Raw genomic sequence first — 21960 nt, forward strand, 5'->3', positions numbered from 1 at the left:
CGCGCACCGGCGTGTCGATGGTGACACGCCGGTGCGGCTCCTGAATCCTGCTCGAGGTGGCGCTGTGAGCTGGGCGGGAGGATCAGCGGGCGCGGCGCATGGCGCGCACGCCGAGGACGAGCCCCACCGAGCAGGTCACGACGGCGGCGACCGCGCCGCCGAGGATCGCTGGGTCGGTGAAGTCCCCCGCGGGCAGGGCGCGCTCGGCGTCGACGAGGTAGCTGAGCGGGTTGACCGCCGCCGCGACCTGCATCCAGTCGGGGCCGTCGTCGAGCGGCAGCAGCATGCCCGAGAGGATCATGAGCGGGAACAACACGGTCTGGTGCACCATCCAGAACATCCAGTCGCGGTTGCGGCACGCGAGCGCGAGCGTGTAGCTCAATGCGCCGAGCCCGACGCCGAACACCGCGAGCGCGACGAGCCCGACGACGAGGCCGGGCGCGTCGAGGCGGAATCCGAACGGCACGGCGACGAGCACCACGAGGGTGCCCTGGACGACGAGGGGCACGACATCCTTCAGCGCGCGTCCGACGAGCAGCGCGCCGCGCGAGAGCGGTGCCACGAGGGTGCGCTCGTGCGAACCGGTCTGCATCTCGAAGAGCAGGTTCGCGCCCGTCGAGCCCGTGCCGAACAGTGCGACCATCACGAGGATGCCGGGCACGAACCACTGGAGCGTGCCCGCGACGTCGCCGCCGGCCGCGCCGACGAGCAGCGGCCCGAACAGCCCGAGGAACACGAGCGGCTGCACGAGCGAGAACACGACGCTGAACGGGTCGCGGACCAGCGGGCGCGATTCCCGCACGAAGACGGCGGCGGTGTCGCGGGCGAATCCGGTGGGGCGGGCGACGGATGCCGCGGCGCGGGCGTCCGCCGGGCGGGCCGCGGTCGCGGCCTCGGTGGTGAGGGTGTTCATCGTGTTTCCTCCAATGTCGTTCTCTCCCCGACTCACGCGAAAACGCCCCAGTGAGGGCCGTTTCGCGTGAGTCGAGGTGGTGGGGTGGTGGTTCTCTGCCCGACTCACGCGAAAACGCCCTTGTATGGGCCGTTTGGCGTGAGTCGGTTTGTTCGAGGGGATGGGCGCGGTCAGGCGGCGGTCGCGGCGGCCGGGTGGTCGGCGGCGGCGCCCTCCTCGCGGAGGCTCCGGCCGGTGAGGGCGAGGAACACGTCGTCGAGCGTGGGCGGGCGGTGCGTCGCCGCGCGCACCTCGAGTCCGTCGCCCCCGAGGTCGCGGATCCAGCGGGGGAGCGCCCGGTCGCCGTCCGGTGCCGTGACGGTCACGACGGCCCCGCGCGACTCGCCGCCGATGCGCGCCGCCGCGGCTGCGGCATCCGTCGCCGACCCGAACGTGAGCGTCACGCGGTCGCCCGCGAGCTGCTGCTTGAGCGCCGGCGCGGTGTCATCGGCGATGACCCGGCCGTGGTCCATGACCATGACGCGCTCGGCGAGCTGGTCGGCCTCGTCGAGGTAGTGCGTCGTGAGGAAGATCGTCGTGCCCGTCGTGCGGCGCAGGTCGACGATGTGCTCCCACAGGTTGGCGCGGCTGTGCGGGTCGAGGCCGGTCGACGGCTCGTCGAGGAACAGCAGCTCGGGCCGGTGGATGAGGCCGAGCGCGATGTCGACCCGCCGCTTCTGCCCGCCCGACAGCGACTGCACCGGCCGGTTCGCGACCTGGCCGAGCTCGAGCGACTCGAGGAGTTCAGCCGCCCGCGCGCGAGCCTCACGGCGGCCCATGCCGTAGAACGCGCCCTGCGCGTGCAGCTCGTCGCGTACCCGCTGGGTGTGACCGCCCGAGTCGCCCTGGCCGACGTAGCCGATGCGCCGACGCACCCCGGCGGGGTCGTGACGGATGTCGCTTCCCGCGACGATCGCCTCGCCGGCCGTCGGTGGCAGCAGCGTCGTGAGCATCCGTACGGTCGTCGACTTGCCGGCGCCGTTCGGGCCGAGGAACGCCACGAGCTCGCCCTCCCCGACGGAGAGGTCGACGCCCTGCACGGCCGCCACCTCCTCTCCCTTCGCGCGGAACGTCTTGGCGAGGCCCCGCGCCGTGATCATCTGGTTCGTCATGCATCGAGGTTCTCGCGGCATCCGGTCATGTTCTGACCTCAATTCGAGGAGAATCGGGAACATGGCCGCCACCACCACCCGCACCCTCGAACTGCTCTCGCTGCTGCAGAGCCATCGGCACTGGACGGCGCGCGAGCTCGTCGACCGGCTCGAGGTCAGCGAGCGAACGCTGCGGCGCGATGTCGAGCGGCTGCGCGAGCTCGGCTACTCGATCGAATCGACCCGCGGCGTCGCGGGCGGGTACCGGCTCGAGGCCGGCACGGGCCTGCCGCCGCTGCTGCTCACCGACGACGAGGGCGTCGCGATCGCGGTCGGCCTGCGCTCGCAGGCCGCCGCCGGGTTGCGCGGTGCCGAGCACACGACCCTCAGCGCGCTCGCGAAGCTCGAGCAGGTGCTGCCGCCCGCGTTGCGGCGCCGGATCGGGGCGCTGCAAGCGGTCGCGGCGCCGATGGGCGCGGGCGCGGCGGGGTCCGGGCCGGGCGGCTCGGGCGGCGCGCCATCCGTCGACAGCGACCTGCTCGGCACGCTCGCGTTGTGCTGCCGCGACAGCGAGCGGGTGCGCATGCGGTACACGGATGCCACGGGCGCGGCATCCGCTCGCTCGATCGAGCCGCACCGGCTCGTTCCGCTGGGCCGCCGTTGGTACCTGCTCGCGTGGGATCGCGATCGCGAGGACTGGCGGACGTTCCGCCTGGACCGCATCGACGACGTGTTCCCGACGCGCGTGCGGTTCGCGCCGCATCCGCTCTCGGACGAGGAGGCGCTCGAGCGCGTGCAGCGGGCGGTGCGGTGGCGCGAGCAGACGGTGCGTGCGACGGTGCACGTGGCGATGCCCGTCGACGAGCTGCGGGCGCGGCTCGGCTGGTGGGTGCGCGACGCGGTCGCGTCGGCCGACGGCGTCGGGTCGGTCTGGCCGGTCGAGGGTGAGTCGGTCGCTGGTGTCGCGGCGGCGCTGCTCTGGGTGCCCGAGGGTGTCGGATGCCGCGCCGAGGGGCCGCCCGAGCTGCACGCGTACCTGCGGGCGCAGGCCGCCCGATTCGCCGACGCGGCGGGCCCGGTCGACGTGGCTCCTGCCGCCCCGCCCGCTGCTTCGCCCGCCTGACCTCGAATCGACTCACGCGAAACGGCCCCGCGAGGGGCCGATTCGCGTGAGTCGGTGGCGGGCGGGCCGGGGTTGAGTCGGGGGACGAGCGTCGCGGGAGTGGACGGCGTCGGTGGGGCGCGGTCGAATGGGCGCATGGACATCGCCTTCATCGCCGGCTTCGGGCCGATCGGCACCGTGGGCTCCGCTTCGCACGACTTCTGGGCCGGCGCGCTCGGCATCCCGTTCCACGAGAACGCGCCGCGCTACTTCCATACCGAGGAGGTCGCGGGCGCGAAGGCGTTCGCCATCTGGCCGCTCGACCAGGCCGCCGAGGCCACGTTCGGCACGACCGAGTGGCCGGCCGACCGGACCGTTCCCCAGGCGTGGATCGAGTTCGACGTCGCCTCGCCCGAGGCCGTCGCCCCCGCGGTCGAGGAGCTGCGCGCGAAGGGGCTCGAGATCCTCGTCGAGGCGCACGAGGAGCCGTGGGGGCAGACCACCTCGCGCCTCATGAGTCCCGAAGGACTGCTCGTCGGCGTGAGCTACACGCCGTGGATGCACCGGGCGGGCTGACCGGCGTCGAGATCAGGCGCCGGCATCCGGGCGGTCGCTGCGCGCCGCCGCTCGCGCGAGTGCGTCGCGCGCCGCGACGACCGCGGGACGCCGGGCCGACGCGCGCCGGGTCGACGAGAACACCTCGCGCTCGGGGTCGCCCGGCAGCGGCGCGAGATGCACGCTCGGCGGCTCGCCCGCCCACACGAGGTCCGGCAGCAGCCCCACGGCGTTGCCCGACCTGACGAGGCGGATGTGCGCCATGAGGTCGGCGGTCTCGAAGCGCACGTCGGGCTCGAACCCGGCCTCGCGGCAGAGCTGCTCGGCGAAACGGCGGGCCGCGGTCCCGTGCGGTTCCATGACCCACGGCATGTCCGAGGCGGCGGCGAGCCCGTCGTCGGAGACCAGGCGCAGCAGCTCGGGTGCGGGCGATGGTCGCAGCACCGTGCCCGCAGCGAGCGGCGCCGCAGCGGGGTCCACGCGCCGCGCCGCACGGTGCCGCGCTGACGGGTGCGGCGGCAGCGCCAACCGGATCGCGTCGCGCGCGAGCGGCACCCGGTCGAGCTCGGGATGCAGCGGCCGAGTGGTGCCCGGGTACTGCTCGGCGACCACGAGGTCGAAGTCGCGCGCGGCCACGTCGAACAGGGCGAGCTCGGGCTCGCGCTCGGTGATCTCCACGCGCAGGTCGGGGTGCTCGGCGGCGAGCAGCGTGAGCGCCTGCGGCACGACGGCGTGCGCGGCCGACTGGAACACGGCGATGCGCACCGTGCCGCTCACCGTGGTGAGCGAGCGCGCGACATCCGCTTCGGCCTCTTCGAGCCGTTCGAGCACGGCCTGCGCGTGTCCGACGAGCAGTTCGGCCTGGGGCGTGAGCTGCACGCGCCGGCCGACCTGCACGAGCAGGGGCACGCCGACCTCCTTCTCGAGCTGGCTGAGCTGCTGCGAGACCGACGACGGGCTGTACGCGAGCGCCTCGGCGACGGCGGCGAGCGTGCCGCGGCGGCTCAGTTCGACCAGGAGGCGCAGGCGGCGCACATCGAGCATCGCGTGGCACCTCCTCGTGCGGCATCCGTCGGGGTACGTTCGGCGTGCCGGATGCCACGGCACCGAACGATCGGGAAACATGAACAGTATGCATCGGATTCATTCGCTGTACTGAACGGATGTCGCGGCGCACACTGAGAAGTGCCGGGCGTGCACCACCCCCGCGCGCCCTCCGAGACAAAGGACATCGCCGTCGTGACCACTCAGCACACGCTCGCGGACGTCGTTCCGAGCACCGACCACGTCGTCGCCCTCGTCGAGCGCTGGCTCGCCGAGAGCCGCAACCACCCCGTCGACCCCGCCGCCCAGCGCCTCGCGGGCGTGCTCAAGGACCCGAGGGGGCTCGCGTTCACCGTCGGCTTCGTCGACGGCGTCATGCGACCCGAAGACCTGGGCGTCGCCGGCCGCAACCTCGCCGAGGTCGCGAAGCTCACGCCGAAGTTCCTGCCGGCCCATCTCAAGGCCGCGATCCGGCTGGGCGGGGCGATGGCACCTGCCTTCCCGTGGATCGTCATCCCGATCGCGCGCCGCGTGCTGCGTGCGATGGTGGGCCACCTCGTGCTCGACGCCACGCCGGCGAAGCTCGGGCCGGCGATCGCGAAGCTGCGCGAGTCGGGCAACGGCCTGAACCTCAACCTCCTGGGCGAGGCGGTGCTCGGCGAGCACGAGGCCGACCGCCGACTGCAGGGCACCTACGACTTCCTCGCGCGCGACGACGTCGACTACGTCTCGATCAAGGTCTCGAGCGTCGTCAGCCAGCTGTCGATGTGGTCGTTCGACGAGGCCGTCGAGAAGGTCGTCGCGAAGCTCACTCCGCTGTACGAGCTCGCCGCGAACAGCCCCACGGCGAAGTTCATCAACCTCGACATGGAGGAGTACCGCGATCTCGACCTCACGATCGCGGTCTTCAAGAAGCTGCTCGAGCAGCCGCAGCTGCAGGGTCTCGAGGCCGGCATCGTGCTGCAGACCTACCTGCCCGACGCGCTCGGCGCCATGCAGGACCTCACCGAGTGGGCGCAGGCCCGACGTGCCGCGGGCGGCGCCGCGATCAAGGTGCGCGTCGTCAAGGGCGCGAACCTCGCCATGGAGCAGGTCGACGCCGCGATCCACGACTGGCCGCTCGCGACCTACTCGACCAAGCAGGACTCCGACACCAACTACAAGCGCGTCCTGCACTGGTCGATGACGCCCGACCGCATCGACGCGGTGAAGCTCGGCATCGCCGGCCACAACCTCTTCGACGTCGCCCACGCGTGGCTCACCGCCAAGGAGCGCGGGGTCGAGCAGGGCGTCGAGTTCGAGATGCTGCTCGGCATGGCGACCGGCCAGGCCGCGGCGGTGCGCGGCGACGTCGGCAACCTGCTGCTGTACACGCCGGTGGTGAACCCCTCGGAATTCGACGTCGCGATCGCGTACCTCATCCGCCGCCTCGAGGAGAACGCGAGCCAGGACAACTTCATGTCGGCCGTGTTCGAGCTGAGCGAGAACCGCGCCCTGTTCGAGCGCGAGCGCGACCGCTACCTCGGGTCGCTCGCCGCGCTCGAGAGCGAGGGTGCCGCGGCGCCTGCTCCGGCCCCGAACCGCACGCAGAACCGCCGCACCGAGTGGGACGAGAAGGATGCCGCAGATCTCGGCATCCCCGTCGCAGCGCCCGCCCCCGGCGACCAGCACGAGGGTTCGCTCACGAGCGTCGTGCTCGGCATCACGCGCGGCTCCGACGGGGAGCCCGTCCTGGGCTACGCCGACGAGGCTGCCGCGCTCGTCGGCCCAGGGATCACCCCGGGATTCCGCAACGAGCCCGACACCGACCCGGCGCTCGCCGCGAACCGCGACTGGGGCCGCCGCATCCTCGAGCGCGTGCCCGGCTCGACGCTGGGCATCGACACCCTGAAGGCGAACCGGATCGAGACCGCCGACGAGCTCGAGCGGCTCATGTCGACCGTCGCCGCGAACGGCGCCGAGTGGGGCCGGATGTCGGGCGACGAGCGCGCCGCCGTGCTGCACCGTGCGGGCCTCGCGCTCGCCGCGAACCGCGACCGCCTCATCGAGGTCATGGCCGCCGAGACCGGCAAGACCATCGCCGAGTCCGACCCCGAGATCAGCGAGGCCATCGACTTCGCGCACTACTACGCCGAGCGCGCCCGCGAGCTCGACCACGTGCAGGGCGCTCGCTTCGTGCCGTCGAAGCTCACCGTCGTCACGCCGCCGTGGAACTTCCCGGTCGCGATTCCGGCGGGCGGTGTGCTCGCCGCGCTCGCCGCGGGTTCGGGCGTGATCATCAAGCCCGCGAAGCTCTCGCAGCGCTCGGGTGCGGTCATGGTCGAGGCCCTGTGGGAGGCCGGCATCCCGAAGGACCTGCTCGCGCTCGTCGACCTCGGCTCGCGCGACCTCGGCACGAAGCTGGTGTCCGACGAGAAGGTCGACCGCGTCGTCCTGACGGGCGCCTACGAGACGGCCGAGCTGTTCCGCTCGTTCCGCCAGGACCTACCCCTGCTCGCCGAGACGAGCGGCAAGAACGCGATCATCGTGACGCCGTCGGCCGACCTCGACCTCGCGGCATCCGATGTCGTCAAGAGCGCGTTCGGCCACGCCGGGCAGAAGTGCTCGGCCGCGTCGCTCGTGATCCTCGTCGGCTCGGTGGCGAAGTCCGAGCGGTTCCGCCGCCAGCTGGTGGATGCCGCGACGAGCCTGCGTGTCGGCTGGCCCGAGCACCCGTCGAGCCAGATGGGCCCGATCGTCGAGCCCGCGAACGGCAAGCTGCTGCATGCGCTCACGACCCTCGGCGCAGATGAGGAGTGGCTCGTCGAGCCGAAGCAGCTGGATGACACGGGCCGCCTGTGGTCGCCGGGAATCCGGGCGAACGTGAAGCCCGGATCCTACTTCCACCTCACCGAGTTCTTCGGTCCGGTGCTCGGCGTCATGCACGCCAAGGACCTCGACGAGGCCATTCGGTTCCAGAACGCGGTCGACTTCGGCCTGACCGCGGGCCTCCACTCGCTCGACTCCGACGAGCTCGCGACGTGGCTCGCGAACGTCGAGGCCGGCAACCTGTACGTCAACCGCGGCATCACGGGTGCGATCGTGCAGCGCCAGCCCTTCGGCGGCTGGAAGCGCTCGTCGGTCGGCGCGGGTGCCAAGGCGGGCGGCCCGAACTACCTGTTCGGCCTCGGCGACTGGGAGCCGGACCACGGTGCCGGCAGCCGCTCCCTGCACCTGCGCGGACTCGAGAAGCGCGTCACCGAGCTCATCGAGGCGTCGCAGTCGTCGCTCGACTACGAGTCGTACGAGGTGCTGCGCCGCGGCGCGCTCTCCGACGAGGTCGCCTGGGCCGAGGAGTACGGCACGGTCAAGGACGTCTCCGGCGTCGGAGTGGAGCGCAACCTGTTCCGCTACCTCCCGCTTCCGGTGACCATCCGCGTGAGCGAGGACGCCACGCTCGCCGACGGCCTCCGCGTCATCGCAGCGGGCCTGCTCGCCAAGTCGAAGCTGTCGATCTCGACCGCGCACGAGCTGCCCAAGGGCGTCCGCGCGATCCTCGCGGCCCGCGACATCCGCGTGGTCCGCGAGGGCGACGGGGGCTGGCTGGCACGCGCCGCGAAGGGCGAGATCACGACGTCTCGGGTGCGCCTCGTGGGCGGGTCGGCGACCGCGCTCGCCGAGGCGACGAACGGCACGCCCGACCTCGCGGTGTGGTCGCACCCGGTCACCCCGTCGGGTCGCGTCGAGCTGCTGCCCTTCCTGCACGAGCAGGCGGTGTCGATCACCAACCACCGCTTCGGCAACCCGACGACGATCTCCGACGACGTCATCTAGCTGCTGCGGGTCGAGAAGCGCGCTCACCGCGCGTCTCGAGACCCGAACGGATGCCACGAGGGGCGGTCGCACGAGCGGCCGCCCTCTCGCGCGCGCTCGGTCACGACGGATCCGACGGATGTTCTCTGGATCGCTCAGGTCAGATCCGCCTCATGTGAGGCGGCGTCGACACGAGCCATCCGGAGACGGTCGCCCGCCGCTGCTCGCAACCACCCGTCCCGGCGCGGGCTGTCGCCGTAGGCTCAGGACATGTCCGCGCACGCGCCGATCGTCACGCTGACCATGAACCCCGCGCTCGACGTGTCGAGCACGGTCGACCGGGTCGTCTCCGAGCACAAGCTCCGGTGCGGCCCGAGCCGATTCGACCCGGGCGGGGGCGGCGTGAACGTGAGCCGCGCCATCCGGAACCTCGGCGGCGACTCGATCGCGATCTATCCGCTGGGCGGGCCCACCGGCCAGGCGTACCGCGGGTTCATCGAGTCGGCGGGCATCGTCGGGCGCGTCGTCACCATCGCGGGGAGCACGCGCGAGAGCTTCACGGTCGACGAGACCTCGACCGGCGAGCAGTACCGGTTCGTGCTCCAGGGGCCGACGTTCCGCGAGCCGGAATGGCGCGCCTGCCTCTCGGTGGTCGGCGATCACCTTCCGGTCGGCGGATACCTCGTGGCGAGCGGCAGCCTGCCGCCGGGCGTGCCGACGGACTTCTACGCACTGCTCGCGCGGATCGCCCACCAGCACGCGATCCGGGTCGTGGTGGATGCCTCGGGGCCGGCGCTCGCGGCGGCGCTCGACGAGGGCGTGTTCCTCATCAAGCCGAGCCGCGACGAGCTCGCCGGCCTGGTGGGTGCAGACGGAGATCTGGGGCTCGACGAGCAGGTCGATGCGGCTCGCGCGATCGTGCACGGCGGCCGCGCCGAGGTTGTCGCGCTCACGCTCGGCGGCGCCGGCGCGGTGCTCGTCACGGCGGAGGGCGTGTTGCGGCTCCCGACCCCACGCGTCGAGGTCGCGAGCGCGGTCGGCGCGGGGGACGCGTTCCTGGCCGGGCTGATCCTGCGGCTCGCCGAGGGGCGACCGATCGCCGACGCGTTCCGCACCGCGGTCGCGGCCGGATCGGCGACCGCGATGATGCCCGCGACCGAGCTGTGCCGGGCTGAGGATGTGGCCCGCCTCGAACGGGAGCTCGCGGCCTGACGGTCTCGATACGCGCGCTTCGCCTGCTCGTCGACCAGGGGTCTCGCGCGCTTCGCCTGCTCCTCGACCACCGGTCTCGCGCGCGTCGGATCCTCCTCGACCAGCGGGCTGCGGGCTCAGGCGCGACCGCGATTGCGGCGACGGATGGCGCGCGGCGCCCGGCCGCCCACGAACGAACGGCCGGCGTCGACGAGGAACCCGTTGCGGAGCGCCTCGCGGCCGATGAGCATGCGGAACCCCATCTCGTCGCGGTTCGTGAGGGTCACCTCGGCGGTCACCTCGCGGCCGAGGAGCACGAGGTCCATGAGCACCACGAGCCGCTCCTGAGTGTGTCCGGTCGAACTGCGGACGACGCGGCGGTCGTGCACGGGCAGCTCGACGGTCGCGGCGTCCTCATCGGTGTCCTGCCAGGGATGGATGCCGAACCGCACCCGGTCCACGCCGGCCTCCGTGAACTCCTCGACGTCGAACGCGTGCAGCGCCGACGTGCGGGCGCCCGTGTCGAGCTTGGCCTTGATCCACTCGACCTCGGCTTGCGGCAGGCGCACCCATTCGCGCCATCCGGCGATGGTGTTTGAATGGGTTGGCTCCACCGTCACCCGATCATCTTCGCAGGGACTCCCGCATGAAACTCGCGATCCTCTCGCGCGCGCCGCAGGCGTACTCCACCCAGCGCCTCCGCACTGCAGCGCAGCAGCGCGGGCACGACGTGAAGGTCCTCAACACGCTCCGGTTCGGCATCGACCTGTCCGGGCCCGAACCCGACCTGCAGTACCGCGGCCGGCAGTTGTCGGACTACGACGCGATCCTTCCGCGGATCGGCAACTCGATCACGTACTTCGGCACGGCCGTGGTCCGCCAGTTCGAGCAGATGGACGTCTACACGCCCAACACCGCGAACGGCATCACGAACGCACGTGACAAGCTCCGCGCGACGCAGATCCTCTCGCGGCACAACATCGGCATGCCCGCGACGACGTTCGTGCGCAACCGGGCCGACCTGCGACCGGCGATCGAACGCGTCGGCGGTGCGCCCGTCGTGATCAAGCTGCTCGAGGGCACGCAGGGCATCGGGGTGATCCTCGCCCCCGAGGTGAAGGTCGCCGAGGCGATCATCGAGACGCTGCACTCGACGAAGCAGAACGTGCTGATCCAGAGCTTCATCAAGGAGAGCCGCGGGCGCGACATCCGTGCGCTCGTCGTCGGCGACCGGGTCGTCGCAGCCATGCGGCGCAGCGCGGCGGGCGACGAGTTCCGGTCGAACGTGCATCGCGGCGGCACGGTCGCGGCCGTCGAGCTCACCCCCGAGTACGAGCAGGCGGCCGTGCGGTCGGCGCAGATCATGGGGCTCAAGGTCGCGGGCGTCGACATGCTCGAGGGCAACGAGGGTCCGCTCGTGATGGAGGTCAACTCGTCGCCCGGCCTGCAGGGCATCGAGACGGCGACGAAGCTGGATGTCGCGGGCGCCATCATCGACTACATCGCCAACCAGGTCGCGTTCCCCGAGATCGACGTGCGCCAGCGCCTGACGGTCTCGACCGGGTACGGCGTCGCGGAGCTGCTCGTGCACGGCGCCGCCGACCTCGTCGGCACGACGCTCGGCGAATCCGGCCTGTGGGACCGCGACATCACGGTGCTGACGCTGCACCGCGGCACCACGGTCATCCCCAACCCGCGCAAGGGCGTCGTGCTCGAGGCCGAGGATCGCCTGCTCTGCTTCGGCAGGCTCGAGGAGATGCGCTCGATGATCCCCGAGCGTCGCCGTCGTCGCCAGAAGGTGCGCAAGCTGCCGAAGGAGCCGATCCCGGCGCCGGTCGAGGCGGCGAGCTGAGCGCACCGCAGGCGTCAGCGCGAGCGCAGGGCGCGTTCGACGGCTTCCAGCGCGGCATCCGTCGGCACCCCGAGGCGACCGACCGCATCGGCGTAGGCGGATGCCGCGACCTGCAGCGCCCGCTCGACCGGGTCGCCCGCTGCGCTGACGAACGTGCCGCTGCGCCCGCGGCCCTCGACGACGCCGTCGGCCTCGAGCTGCTTGTAGGCCTTCGCGACGGTGTTCACGGCGAGACCGAGCTCGTCGGCGAGGGCGCGCACGGTCGGGAGCTTCGCGCCCGCCGCGAGCCGTCCGTCGCGCACCGCGTCGACGACCTGCATCCGCAGCTGCTCGAACGGCGGGGTGCCGGAACCCGCATCGACCGTGAAGCGCATCGTGCGGTCGCCGTCAGTCGCGGTTGCGGTTGACGAGCCGCGAGAGCACGATCGCGCTGCGCGTGTGGTCGACGTTGGGGGCGATGCGCACGCGCTCGAGGGCGTCCTCGAGCGAGGTGATGTCGCGGGCGCGCATGTGCACGATCGCGTCCGCGCTGCCGGTGACCGTGCCCGCGTACACGATCTCGGGCACGCCCTGCAGGATGCGCTGCAGTTCGTCGGGCGCGACCGTGCCGCGGCAGAACAGTTCGACGTACGCCTCGGTCGACATGCCGTCGACGGCGGGGTCGACCTGGATCGTGAACGACTTGATGACGCCGTCGGCGACGAGCTTGTCGACGCGACGCTTCACTGCGGAGGCGGAGAGCCCGACCGAGGACCCGATGTCGCCGTACCCGGCGCGGGAGTTCTGCCGCAGCAGGTCGAGGATCGCGCGGTCGAGGTTGTCCATGGGGCGAGTGTAGGACTGTCCATTGCGTCGCGATATGGGCCGACGCGGATTTCGTGCGCGCTGTTGCGGTTTCGTGATCGGGGGAGCGTTTCAGCCGTCGACGGCCTCAGCCGCGGGGGAGGGCGGCGTGCCGCACCCGCAGGCCGTGCATGAGCGCCTCGAGGCCGAGGCGGAACGCCCGCCCGGCGCCCGACGCGTCGGCGTGCTCGGGGTCGAGGGCTGAGCGCAGCGCGTCGAGTTCGGCGGGCACGGTCGCCTGCGCGAGCAGGTCGCCGGGCGCGACGATGTCGAGCGCCGAGCCCAGCACGTGCGCCTCGACGGTGCGCATGACGGCGACGGCGTCGCGAGTCGGCCATCCGCCGGCGAGCAGCGAGCCGACGACGGTCTCGTACATCTCGAGTGTCGATCGATCGCGGATCGGCGTGGTCGCGAGCAGCGGGATCACGTTGGGGTGCGCCGCGAAGGCCGTGAGGTACGAGCGCGCCCACGCCTCGAGCGCGGCATCCCACGGGTGCACGCCGAACGCCGAGACGTCGATGTCCTCGACGATGCGAGCCCGCACGAGTTCGATGAGCTCGGCGCGGCTGCCGACGTGGTTGTAGAGCGACGACACCTGTCGGTCGACGCGCGCGGCGAGCGAGCGCATCGTGAGGGCGCTGCCGCCCTCCTCGTCGACGAGGTCGAGTGCGGCGCTGACGAGCTGCTCGCGTTTCAGCCGGGTCACGAATCTCCTCGTGGGTCTTCCGTCGTCGTGATCCGGAGTGTAACGTGCACCGCACACAAACACGAACAGTGTTCGTAAACGGATGCCGCGGGCGCGATGCCCCGGGCAGACGAACCCGATGAGGCAGGTGCGGTGACGACGACGTTCTTCCACGGCGGCACGGTGTGGACCGGTGCCGGAGGCGGTGACGCGCGCGCGCTCCTCGTGCGCGACGGCGTGGTCGAGGCGGTGGGCGCGGCGGCCGAGGCCGCGGCATCCGCTGCGCCGATCGGCGTGATCGAGACCGTCGACCTGCAGGGCGGGTTCCTCATGCCGTCGTTCGGCGACGGCCACGCGCACCCGATGTTCGGCGGTCTCGAGGCCCAGGGGCCCGACGTGCGCGCCTGCCGTTCGGTCGACGACATCGTCGCCGAGGTGCGCCGCTTCGCCGTCGCGCACCCCGAACTCGAGTGGATCACGGGCGCGTCGTACGACGGCAGCCTCGCCGAAGCCGGCCTGTTCGACGCCCGCTGGCTCGACGAGGCGGTGCGCGACCGGCCGGTCATGCTCCGCGCCTGGGACTACCACACCGTCTGGGTCAACTCGAAGGCGCTCGAGCTCGCGGACATCGACGCGTCGACGCCCGATCCCGAACTCGGCGAGATCCCGCGCCGCGACGACGGCACGCCGCTCGGCACGTTGCGCGAGTGGGGCGCCGTCGACCTCGTGACCGCCGTCATGCCGCCGCGCCCGGTCGCGAGCGGCGTCCGTGCGCTCCAGCGCGCCGGGCGCTACTACCTCGAGCGCGGCGTGACGTGGGTGCAGGACGCCTGGGTCGAACCCGCCGATGTCGACGTCTACCTCGCCGCCGCGGCATCCGGCGCCCTGCCCCTGCGGTTCAACCTCGCGCTCTACGCCGACCCGCGACACTTCGCCCGCGACCTGCCTGCGATGGCCATGGCGCGCGACCGCGTGGTGGCGGCCGGATCGCCGTGGCTCACCGCGAACACGATCAAGTTCTTCGCCGACGGCGTCGTCGAGAACGAGACCGGCGCGCTGCTCGAGCCCTACTGCTCGGGCCTGCACTCGCACGGGATGTCGGTCTGGGGCGCCGAGCGCCTCGCCGAGGCGGTGCGGGCAGCGGATGCCGCGGGCTTCCAGGTGCACGTCCACGCCATCGGCGACGCGGCGGTGCGCCAGGCGCTCGACGCGATCGAGCAGGCGATCGAGGCGAACGGCCCGCGCGACCGGCGCCCCGTGATCGCGCATGCGCAGCTCGTCGACGACGCCGACCTCGCGCGCTTCGCCGCCCTCGGCGTCATCGCGAACATGCAGCCGCTGTGGGCGCAGCTCGACGCGCTCATGACGGTGCTGACCGTGCCGCGACTCGGACCCGAGCGCGCCGACCGCCAGTACCGCATGCGCTCGCTCGCGGGCACCGGCGCGACGCTCGCGTTCGGCTCCGACTGGCCGGTCTCGTCGGGCGACCCGCGCGACGGGCTCGCGATCGCCGCGTCCCGCCGCACGGCCGACGGCGAGCCGGCGGGCGGCTGGACCCCGCACGAGATCGTGCCGATGGAGGCCGCACTCGGCGCCTACACCGCGGCGGTCGCCCACCAGGCGTTCGCCGACCGCGCCGCCGCGCCATGGGGACGCATCGTCCCCGGCGCGAGCGCCGACCTCGTCTGGCTCGCGCGCGATCCGCGCACCGTCGAGCCCCACGAGCTGCCCGCCGTCGAGGTGCGGCAGACGTACCTCGCGGGCGAGGCCCGCCTCGCGGCATCCGCCCACCCGGACCCCACCCCCGAAACCGCGGACACCTCCGCCGAACCCGAGCGCAGCGTCGCGCTCCGCCCCTGAAAGGACCCACCCCACGATGTCCCAGACCACCGTCGCCGGCACGCCCGGCCACGCGGCATCCGCTGCCGAGGGCACGCACCTTCGCCGCGTGCTCGGCGTCCCCTCGCTCGTGCTGTTCGGGCTCGTCTACATGGTGCCGCTCACCGTGTTCACGACCTACGGCATCGTCACGGAGCTCACCGGCGGCCGCGTGCCGCTCGCCTACGCGATCACGCTCGTCGCCATGTTCTTCACCGCGCGGTCGTACGCGCGGATGGCCGCCGCCTACCCGTACGCCGGATCCGCCTACGTGTACGCGCAGCGGAGCTTCGGGCCCGGCGTCGGGTTCCTCGCGGGCTGGTCGCTCATGCTCGACTACCTGTTCCTGCCGATGATCAACTACCTCGTGATCGGCATCTACCTGAACGCCGCGTTCCCGGCCGTGCCGCAATGGGTCTTCATCCTCGTGGCGATCGCGCTGGTCACGGTGCTCAACGTCGTCGGCATCCTGTCGGTCGCCCGCGCGAACTTCGTCATCATCGCCGTGCAGGCGCTGTTCATCGTCGCGTTCGTCGCGCTCAGCCTCGTCTCGATCGGCGGTACCGGCCAGGTCGACCTGCTGGCTCCCTTCGCCGGGGACGGCTCGGTCGAGGGCACGGGCGTGCTGTTCGCCGGGGCCGCGGTGCTGTGCCTGTCGTTCCTCGGCTTCGACGCCGTCTCGACGCTCGCCGAGGAGGCCAAGGAGCCGACCCGCTCCGTGCCGCGCGCGATCATGATCACGACCATCGCCGCCGGTGTCATCTTCATCGGGCTCTCGTTCCTGTCGCAGCTCGCCTTCCCGTCGAACGCGTTCACCGACGTGGACTCCGCCGCGCTCGACGTGATGGGCGCCGCGGGCGGGCAGTTCCTCGCGATCTTCTTCACGGCGGCGTACATCGCCGGCGCGACCGGCTCCGCACTCACGTCGCAGGCCTCGGTCGCGCGAATCCTCTACGCGATGGGCCGAGACCGGGTGCTGCCGCGCGCGATGTTCGGCCGCCTGTCGGAGCGGTTCCGCACGCCGGTCGTCGCGATCCTCGTCGTCTCCGCGGTGTCCCTGTTCGCGATCGTGATCGACCTCGGGCTCCTCGTCGAGATGATCAGCTTCGGCGCCCTCATCGCGTTCTCGGTCGTGAACCTCAGCGTCCTGAAGCACTACTTCGTCGACCGGCGCGAGCGCAACGGCGCTGCCGCGGTGGTGAACAACCTGGTGCTGCCGCTCATCGGCTTCGGCCTCACCGTGTGGCTGTGGACGAGCCTGTCGCCGCGCACGTTCGTCGTCGGGCTCATCTGGCTCGCCCTCGGGCTCGTGCTCCTCGGCATCGTCACGCGGGGGTTCCGTCGTCCGGTGCCCATGCTCGACCTCCGCGAGGACGGATCGGTCGACGACGGCGACGACCACGACTCGGCGACCGCTGCGGCGGCGCCGTCCGGCGGGCGCGTGCAGGGGTAGCGCGTTCCCCACGCCGCCCGCCGTGCCGAGCGCGGCGGGCGGCGCTGCGCCCGCCCGGCCCACCCGCACGCCGCCCGCCTCGACTCACGCGATTCGGCCCCGGCGGGGACCGATTGGCGTGAGTCGCGCGAGCATGCGTGCGGGAGGGCGGATGCCGCCGCCACGCGGTGCCGCGGTTGCCTTCGGGTCCTCGACTCACGCGATTCGGCCCCGGTAGGCGCCGATCGGCGTGAGTCGAGGCGGGCGGGCCGGGCCGGCCTGCAGGTCGGCATGCGGGCGTGCGGATCGGCCGCATGCGGGGAGGCGCGCGGCATCCGTTCGCCCACGGCTGACACGGGTGGGAAACCGCTCGCCCCCGACCTAGGGTCGAAGCATGACCCCGAACGCACCCGCCCGCCTCGGCATCCAGCTGCAGCCCCAGCATGCGACGTACCCGCAGATCCGTGACGCCGTGCGCCGCATGGAGGACCTCGGCGTCGACGTCGTCTTCAACTGGGACCACTTCTTCCCGCTCTCGGGCGACCGCGACGGCCTCCACTTCGAGGCGTGGACCATGCTCGGCGCCTGGGCCGAGCAGACCGAGCGCATCGAGTTCGGCACGCTCGTCAACTGCAACTCCTATCGGAACGCCGACCTGCAGGCCGACATGGCCCGCACGCTCGACCACATCAGCGCCAAGGGCGGCGACCGCGGGCGGTTCATCTTCGGTACCGGGTCGGGCTGGTTCGAGCGCGACTACGACGAGTACGGCTACGAGTTCGGTACGGTCGGCTCGCGGCTCGACGACCTCGCCGAGGCGCTCCCGCGCGTGAAGGCGCGCTGGTCGAAGCTGAACCCGGGGCCGACGCGCGACATCCCGATCATGATCGGCGGCAAGGGCGAGCGGAAGACGCTGCGCCTGGTCGCCGAGCACGCCGACATCTGGCACTCGTTCGTGCCGCCCACCGACCTCGCGCACAAGCTCGACGTGCTGAAGCGGTGGGGCGAGAAGGTCGGCCGTGACGTCTCGGAGATCACGATCTCGAACGAGCTCTCGCGCCGCGCGCTCGACGACGACCACGCCGATGCGCTGTACGACGCGGGCGTGCGGCTGTTCACGCTCGGCATCTCGGGGCCGGCGTACGACGATGCGGCCGTGAGGCACTGGCTCGCGTGGCGCGATCGCCGCAACGAGGGCGCGAGCGCCGCGTAGTCCTCCGTCGGGTCGGCGGCGAGCGGATGCCGCGGGGCGGGCGTCAGTCCAGCAGCGGCGGGTCGAGCGAGATCCGGCCCGTCGCGTCCCAGGTGGCGCGGTAGGAGCCGGAGCCCCCGTCCTCGGTCTCCGCCACGAGGCCCTCGATCGGGAAGCGGCCGTCCTCGGTGCACGCCGCCGCAGGCGAGCCCGCCGGGGAGATCAGGATGAGGCATCCGTCTCGACGGTCGACGGTGCGCACCGCCATCAGCCGCACGCCGTCCCATCGCGCAGCGAGCAGGCGCCGGCTGTCGCGGTCGAGGTTCAGGTCGACCGGGGGCATGGGGTAGCGGACGCGGTCCCCGTGGGGCGGCGACAGTTCGAAGATCCGCCACGCCTCGCTCTCCGACGCCCGGACCGCGCGGGCCTCATCGGCCTCCGAGCCGACGCCGCCGAGCGCCCACCCCGCGGTGAGGCCCGCGAGGCCCGCGAGGACCGCGATCGTGGCCGCCGCGACCAGGCTGGTCTGCGCCGCTCGGCCGCCGGGAAGCTCGCTCGTTCCGGTCGTGGAGTCGACGTCGCCGAGCGCGGGCTCATCCGTCGGCGCGTCCGCAGTGGCGGCGTCGGGTGCGCCGGCGCCGCCCCGTCCGGCGGCGCTCCGCCCGCCCGGGGAACGCAGCGCGGCGAGTTCGCTCGCGGCCGCCTCGCGTTCCTCATCGGGCACGTCGGCGCCGTACGCCGCGCGCTGCAGCCGCGCGATCCGCTCGTCGAGGTCGAGGTGGTCGTGCATCTGGGCTCCGTCGTCCGGCCGTCGGGTTCCGCGGCTCATCCGGAGGGCACGGCCGCCGCGTTGACCGTGACCCGCCCGTCGGCGTACCAGACGGCGACGTACTCGCCGACGGCCCGCGCCGACACCTCGGCTCGGAGGCCGCCGGCCGGGAACCGGCTCATCTCCGTGCAGGCGATGCCGGGCCGGCCGACGGGCAGCACGAGGATGAGGCACGCGTTCCCGCCGTCGGCCGTCCGGGCGGCGACGAGTCGCACGCCATCCGACCGGGTGACGAGCAGGCGACGGCTCGACTCGTCGATCTCCGCCGCGCCATCGTGCGGCGGATGGCGCACGAGGTCGCCGTCGCCCGCGCGGCGGTCGAACACCTGCCAGGCCTGCGTCCACTCGATCGGCGCGTCGTCGCCGGCGCCCACCGACGGGTCGGTCGCGCTGCCGAGCACCCAGCCGGTCGCCGCGCCGACGAGCAGGGCCGCGACCGCGGAGACCACCGCGACGCGGATTCCGATGCGCCGATCCCGGGTGCCGGTTCCGGAGCCGGCGCCTCCGGCGGCTGCGTCACCCGTCGGGGCCGCCCGCTCCTCGACGGCGGGCGGTTCCGCGGCGACGTCGGAGTGCTCGTGCGCGGTGCCGTCCGTCGAGTTCCGCAGCGACGCCAGCTCCTCGAGTGCCGCCGCGCGGGCCTCCGCGGTCGCGTCGGCCCCGTACGCGATCCGCTGCAGCCGCGCGATCCGCTCATCGAGGTCGTCTTGGTGGTCGGGCATGGGAACTCCGTCGTCCTGCCGGTCGAGTCGACCAGTCCAGCATGCGACCGGACCTTGGGAATCGGGTGTGACGCCTACCCGGTCGACGCCGACGCCGTGTTGATGTCCGCCTGCCCGTCCGGCTTCCAGCCGGCGAGGTAGACCCCCACCCCCTGCACCGAGATCTCGGCGCGGAGGCCCTCGCGGGGGAACCGTCCGTCCTCGGTGCAGGCGGTGGCGGGCCGTCCCACCGGCAGGGCCAGGATGAGGCACGCGTTCTCGCCGTCCTTCGTCTGGACGGCGATGAGGCGTACGCCGTCGGATCGGGTGAGGAGCAGGCGCCGCGTCGAGTCGTCGGTGCCCATGTCGACGAGCGGGCCCGGGTGGCGCACGAAGTCGCCGTCGGTCGCCGGGCGCTCGAACACCTCCCAGGCCGTGGTCTCGGCGACCGGCACGCCCACGTCGGACCCTTCCGACGGCGCGATGCCGCTGCCGACCGCCCACCCGATCACCGCGCCGGCGACGAGCGCGGCCGCGGAGTAGGCCAGCACCGCACGGCGGCCGGAGCGCTGCGAACGAAGCGGTCGTGCGTCGGCTGGGACGACCGATGCGGATGCCGCATCCGAGGCCGACGGCGCGGGGCCCTCTGCCCGGCCGTCTCGTGCGGTGGCGTCTCCGGGGGCATGCTCACGCGCATCCTTCGACGCGCGAAGCGCGACCAGCTCGGCCTCGGCCGCCGCGCGTTCGGCCTCGGTCGCGTCGGCGCCGTACGCCACCCGCTGCAGTCGCGCGACGCGCTTCTCGAGGGCGTCGTCAGGTTGGGGCATGGGAACTCCGTCGTCCGGCCGGTCGTGCCGACGCGAACAGCATGCGACCCGACCTTGGGAATCGGGTGTGACGGGCTCACCCGCACGGCCGCACCTTCGGGACTGGGCATCACCCGGGCGCCCGAGTCGGATTCCCCTCCGCGATGCGGTCGCAGCCACCCCGGGATCTTCAGGATCCGGCGGAGACGCCGACGCCTTCCACGCGAATCCGCAGGTCACCGCTCGGCTCGAGCGGCGACGCGCGGCTCGGCGGCGAGCGGGAGCGCGAGCTCATCGGCGGGGTCTCCGGCCGAACCTTCCCGCTCTGCGATGAGCTCCGCGGTGGCCATCGAGCCGCTGAGCCAGCCGACTCCGAACCCGATCGCGAGGGCGATCGCACCGACGAGCACCGCCAATCGCATCGCCGCGGTCGCGCCGGACCGCTCGTTCGCCGAGTCCGTGTCCGGTACCCCGAGACCGAGCGGATCCGCGTCGGCGTGCCCCGGCTCGGCGCCACCCCCCGTGACGGCGTCTCCGCGCAGCGCAGGAGATCCGTCCTCCGACGTGTCGGCGTCGGTGGGGTGGCCGTCCGCTCGTGTCGGAGCGTCGCCAGTTCATCGGCCGCGGCACGGCGCTCGTCGTCGCTCGCTCCCGCGCCGAACACGACCCGCTGCAGTTCGGCGATGCGCTCGGCGTTCGGCATCCGGGTCTCCTCGCTGGGCCGGCGCGGGGACCGGACTGCGCCCAGCCTGCCGGACGGATCGCCGGGCAGGCAAGCGACATCGCCGCGGCCGGGCGCCCGGCGAACGGCGCAGGATCGGTGCGCGCACGAACGCCGTCATGGCGGCGGAAACGCGCGGACGCGGCATCCGTCACGCACGAATCGTTGCGAATCGCTGGCGAACGCGCACGGATCGTGTGCACGATGCCGAGAAGTCCCGCGGGTTTCCCTTCACACTGGAGATGGCGTCTCGCCGCCGGTGGCATCCGATCACCGCCGTCGAGGCTCGAGAGAGCGACCTGGTCCGCCGACACCCCACCGGCCGAGCCGGCGGCGCGCCGCCACGCTCGGCTGATCAGACCCACTTGAGGAGTGAGATGTCGACTGTGATCGAGACCGAGACCCGTACCGCCGCCACCGAGCGCACCCCGTCGAAGAAGACCGTGCTGATGTGCCGTCCCGAGCACTTCGACGTGGTGTACCAGATCAACCCGTGGATGGACCCGGCCAAGCCCACGAACACCGAACTCGCCGTGCGGCAGTGGCAGGTGCTGCACGACACCTACGTCGGGCTCGGCTTCGACGTGCACCTGATCGACCCGGTCGACGGCCTGCCCGACATGGTCTACGCGGCCAACGGCGGCACCGTCATCGACGGCATCGCCTACGGCGCGAAGTTCACGCACGAGCAGCGCGCCGCCGAGGGCCCCGCGTACATGGAGTGGTTCCGCGCCGCTGGATTCGACGTGCGCGAGCCCGTCGAGGTCAACGAGGGCGAGGGCGACTTCCTGCTCGTCGGCGACGTGATCCTCGCCGGCACCGGCTTCCGCAGCGACTCGTCGAGCCACGACGAGCTGCGCCGCATCACCGGCCGCGAGGTCGTGTCGCTCACGCTCGTGAACCCGAGCTTCTACCACCTCGACACCGCGATCGCCGTGCTCGACTCCCGCCCCGGGCAGGAGCACATCGCCTACCTGCCGAGCGCGTTCGACGAGCCGTCGCTCGAGATCCTGCGCGAGCGCTATCCCGACGCGATCCTGGCCTCCGAGGAGGACGCCGCGGTGCTCGGCCTCAACTCCTACAGCGACGGCCGCAACGTGGTCATCGCCGCGCGGGCCACGGGCTTCGAGCAGCAGCTGCGCGACGCCGGCTACAACCCGATCGGCGTCGACCTGTCCGAGCTGCTGCTCGGCGGCGGCGGCGTGAAGTGCTGCACGCTCGAGCTGCGTCGCTGAGCGGGTCGCCCGCCCCGGAGCGATCGAGGGCGGATGCCACGGGCTGCGGCCTGCGGCAT

20 protein-coding genes are annotated in these 21960 nt (G+C 72.6%); 9 read left to right on the plus strand and 11 right to left on the minus strand.

Annotated elements, in window-relative coordinates; genetic code table 11:
• Positions 1-82: 82 nt before the first annotated feature.
• Positions 83-913: an ABC transporter permease gene (locus ACULK4_RS00900; protein WP_445964041.1), complete on the minus strand. Its 831-nt coding sequence runs from the start codon at positions 911-913 to the stop codon at positions 83-85.
• A 170-nt stretch (positions 914-1083) separates the two neighbouring features.
• Complete coding sequence (locus ACULK4_RS00905; protein WP_445964042.1) at positions 1084-2064, minus strand: ATP-binding cassette domain-containing protein; 981 nt, start codon at positions 2062-2064, stop codon at positions 1084-1086.
• A gap of 61 nt (positions 2065-2125) precedes the next feature.
• Here ACULK4_RS00905 and ACULK4_RS00910 point away from each other — a divergent pair, with 61 nt between their 5' ends.
• Together ACULK4_RS00910 and ACULK4_RS00915 are read left to right on the plus strand one after the other, a co-directional pair.
• Complete coding sequence (locus ACULK4_RS00910; protein ID WP_445964043.1) at positions 2126-3166, plus strand: helix-turn-helix transcriptional regulator; 1041 nt, start codon at positions 2126-2128, stop codon at positions 3164-3166.
• A gap of 135 nt (positions 3167-3301) precedes the next feature.
• Complete coding sequence (locus tag ACULK4_RS00915) at positions 3302-3721, plus strand: VOC family protein (RefSeq protein WP_445964044.1); 420 nt, start codon at positions 3302-3304, stop codon at positions 3719-3721.
• 12 nt (positions 3722-3733) lie between these two features.
• On the opposite strand, the gene ACULK4_RS00920 is transcribed toward ACULK4_RS00915, so the two are convergent.
• Positions 3734-4744 carry a LysR family transcriptional regulator gene (locus tag ACULK4_RS00920; protein WP_445964045.1) on the minus strand — a complete coding sequence of 337 codons (1011 nt, stop codon included), beginning with the start codon at positions 4742-4744 and terminating at the stop codon, positions 3734-3736.
• Positions 4745-4939: 195 nt separating this feature from the next.
• Here ACULK4_RS00920 and ACULK4_RS00925 point away from each other — a divergent pair, with 195 nt between their 5' ends.
• On the plus strand, positions 4940-8557 hold the full coding sequence (locus ACULK4_RS00925) for a proline dehydrogenase family protein (RefSeq protein WP_445964046.1): 3618 nt from the start codon (positions 4940-4942) through the stop codon (positions 8555-8557).
• 249 nt (positions 8558-8806) lie between these two features.
• Positions 8807-9748 carry a 1-phosphofructokinase family hexose kinase gene (locus ACULK4_RS00930; RefSeq protein WP_445964047.1) on the plus strand — a complete coding sequence of 314 codons (942 nt, stop codon included), beginning with the start codon at positions 8807-8809 and terminating at the stop codon, positions 9746-9748.
• Positions 9749-9864: 116 nt separating this feature from the next.
• On the opposite strand, the gene ACULK4_RS00935 is transcribed toward ACULK4_RS00930, so the two are convergent.
• A complete protein-coding gene (locus ACULK4_RS00935; protein WP_445964048.1) occupies positions 9865-10347 on the minus strand; it encodes an ATP-dependent zinc protease family protein in 483 nt (160 codons plus the stop codon).
• A gap of 26 nt (positions 10348-10373) precedes the next feature.
• On the opposite strand from ACULK4_RS00935, the gene ACULK4_RS00940 reads away from it, so the two are divergent.
• Entirely contained in the window at positions 10374-11579 is a 1206-nt protein-coding gene (locus ACULK4_RS00940; protein ID WP_445964049.1) for a RimK family alpha-L-glutamate ligase, read from the plus strand.
• Between the two features lie 14 nt (positions 11580-11593).
• On the opposite strand, the gene ACULK4_RS00945 is transcribed toward ACULK4_RS00940, so the two are convergent.
• The 3 genes from ACULK4_RS00945 to ACULK4_RS00955 all read right to left on the minus strand — a co-directional run bounded on the left by ACULK4_RS00945 (position 11594) and on the right by ACULK4_RS00955 (position 13128).
• Positions 11594-11953 (minus strand): GntR family transcriptional regulator, encoded by a 360-nt coding sequence (locus tag ACULK4_RS00945; RefSeq protein ID WP_445964050.1) that lies wholly within the window; start codon positions 11951-11953, stop codon positions 11594-11596.
• A 13-nt stretch (positions 11954-11966) separates the two neighbouring features.
• On the minus strand, positions 11967-12404 hold the full coding sequence (locus tag ACULK4_RS00950; protein ID WP_445964051.1) for an Lrp/AsnC family transcriptional regulator: 438 nt from the start codon (positions 12402-12404) through the stop codon (positions 11967-11969).
• Between the two features lie 106 nt (positions 12405-12510).
• Positions 12511-13128 (minus strand): TetR/AcrR family transcriptional regulator C-terminal domain-containing protein, encoded by a 618-nt coding sequence (locus tag ACULK4_RS00955; RefSeq protein WP_445964052.1) that lies wholly within the window; start codon positions 13126-13128, stop codon positions 12511-12513.
• A 132-nt stretch (positions 13129-13260) separates the two neighbouring features.
• Between ACULK4_RS00955 and ACULK4_RS00960 the strand changes: the two genes are divergently transcribed.
• The 3 genes from ACULK4_RS00960 (at position 13261) to ACULK4_RS00970 (ending at position 17630) form a co-directional block, all read left to right on the plus strand.
• The gene (locus ACULK4_RS00960) at positions 13261-14967 is read left to right on the plus strand and encodes an amidohydrolase (protein ID WP_445964053.1); all 1707 of its coding nucleotides are present in this window, start codon (positions 13261-13263) and stop codon (positions 14965-14967) included.
• A 16-nt stretch (positions 14968-14983) separates the two neighbouring features.
• On the plus strand, positions 14984-16438 hold the full coding sequence (locus ACULK4_RS00965) for an APC family permease (RefSeq protein ID WP_445964054.1): 1455 nt from the start codon (positions 14984-14986) through the stop codon (positions 16436-16438).
• A gap of 373 nt (positions 16439-16811) precedes the next feature.
• Complete coding sequence (locus ACULK4_RS00970; protein ID WP_445964055.1) at positions 16812-17630, plus strand: LLM class F420-dependent oxidoreductase; 819 nt, start codon at positions 16812-16814, stop codon at positions 17628-17630.
• Between the two features lie 43 nt (positions 17631-17673).
• Here the strand turns inward: ACULK4_RS00970 and ACULK4_RS00975 are convergent, their stop codons facing one another.
• The 4 genes from ACULK4_RS00975 to ACULK4_RS00990 all read right to left on the minus strand — a co-directional run bounded on the left by ACULK4_RS00975 (position 17674) and on the right by ACULK4_RS00990 (position 20367).
• Positions 17674-18399, minus strand: coding sequence for a hypothetical protein (locus ACULK4_RS00975; protein ID WP_445964056.1), 726 nt, complete (start codon positions 18397-18399; stop codon positions 17674-17676).
• Between the two features lie 35 nt (positions 18400-18434).
• Positions 18435-19160, minus strand: a complete 726-nt coding sequence (locus tag ACULK4_RS00980; protein WP_445964057.1) for a hypothetical protein — start codon at positions 19158-19160, stop codon at positions 18435-18437.
• Positions 19161-19234: 74 nt separating this feature from the next.
• Positions 19235-19966, minus strand: coding sequence for a hypothetical protein (locus tag ACULK4_RS00985; protein WP_445964058.1), 732 nt, complete (start codon positions 19964-19966; stop codon positions 19235-19237).
• Positions 19967-20181: 215 nt separating this feature from the next.
• Complete coding sequence (locus ACULK4_RS00990) at positions 20182-20367, minus strand: hypothetical protein (protein ID WP_445964059.1); 186 nt, start codon at positions 20365-20367, stop codon at positions 20182-20184.
• Positions 20368-21043: 676 nt separating this feature from the next.
• Here ACULK4_RS00990 and ddaH point away from each other — a divergent pair.
• Positions 21044-21901, plus strand: a complete 858-nt coding sequence (gene ddaH / locus ACULK4_RS00995) for a dimethylargininase (protein ID WP_445964060.1) — start codon at positions 21044-21046, stop codon at positions 21899-21901.
• The last annotated feature ends 59 nt before the right edge of the window (positions 21902-21960 follow it).

It is taken from the genome of Agromyces selenitireducens (assembly GCF_052748465.2).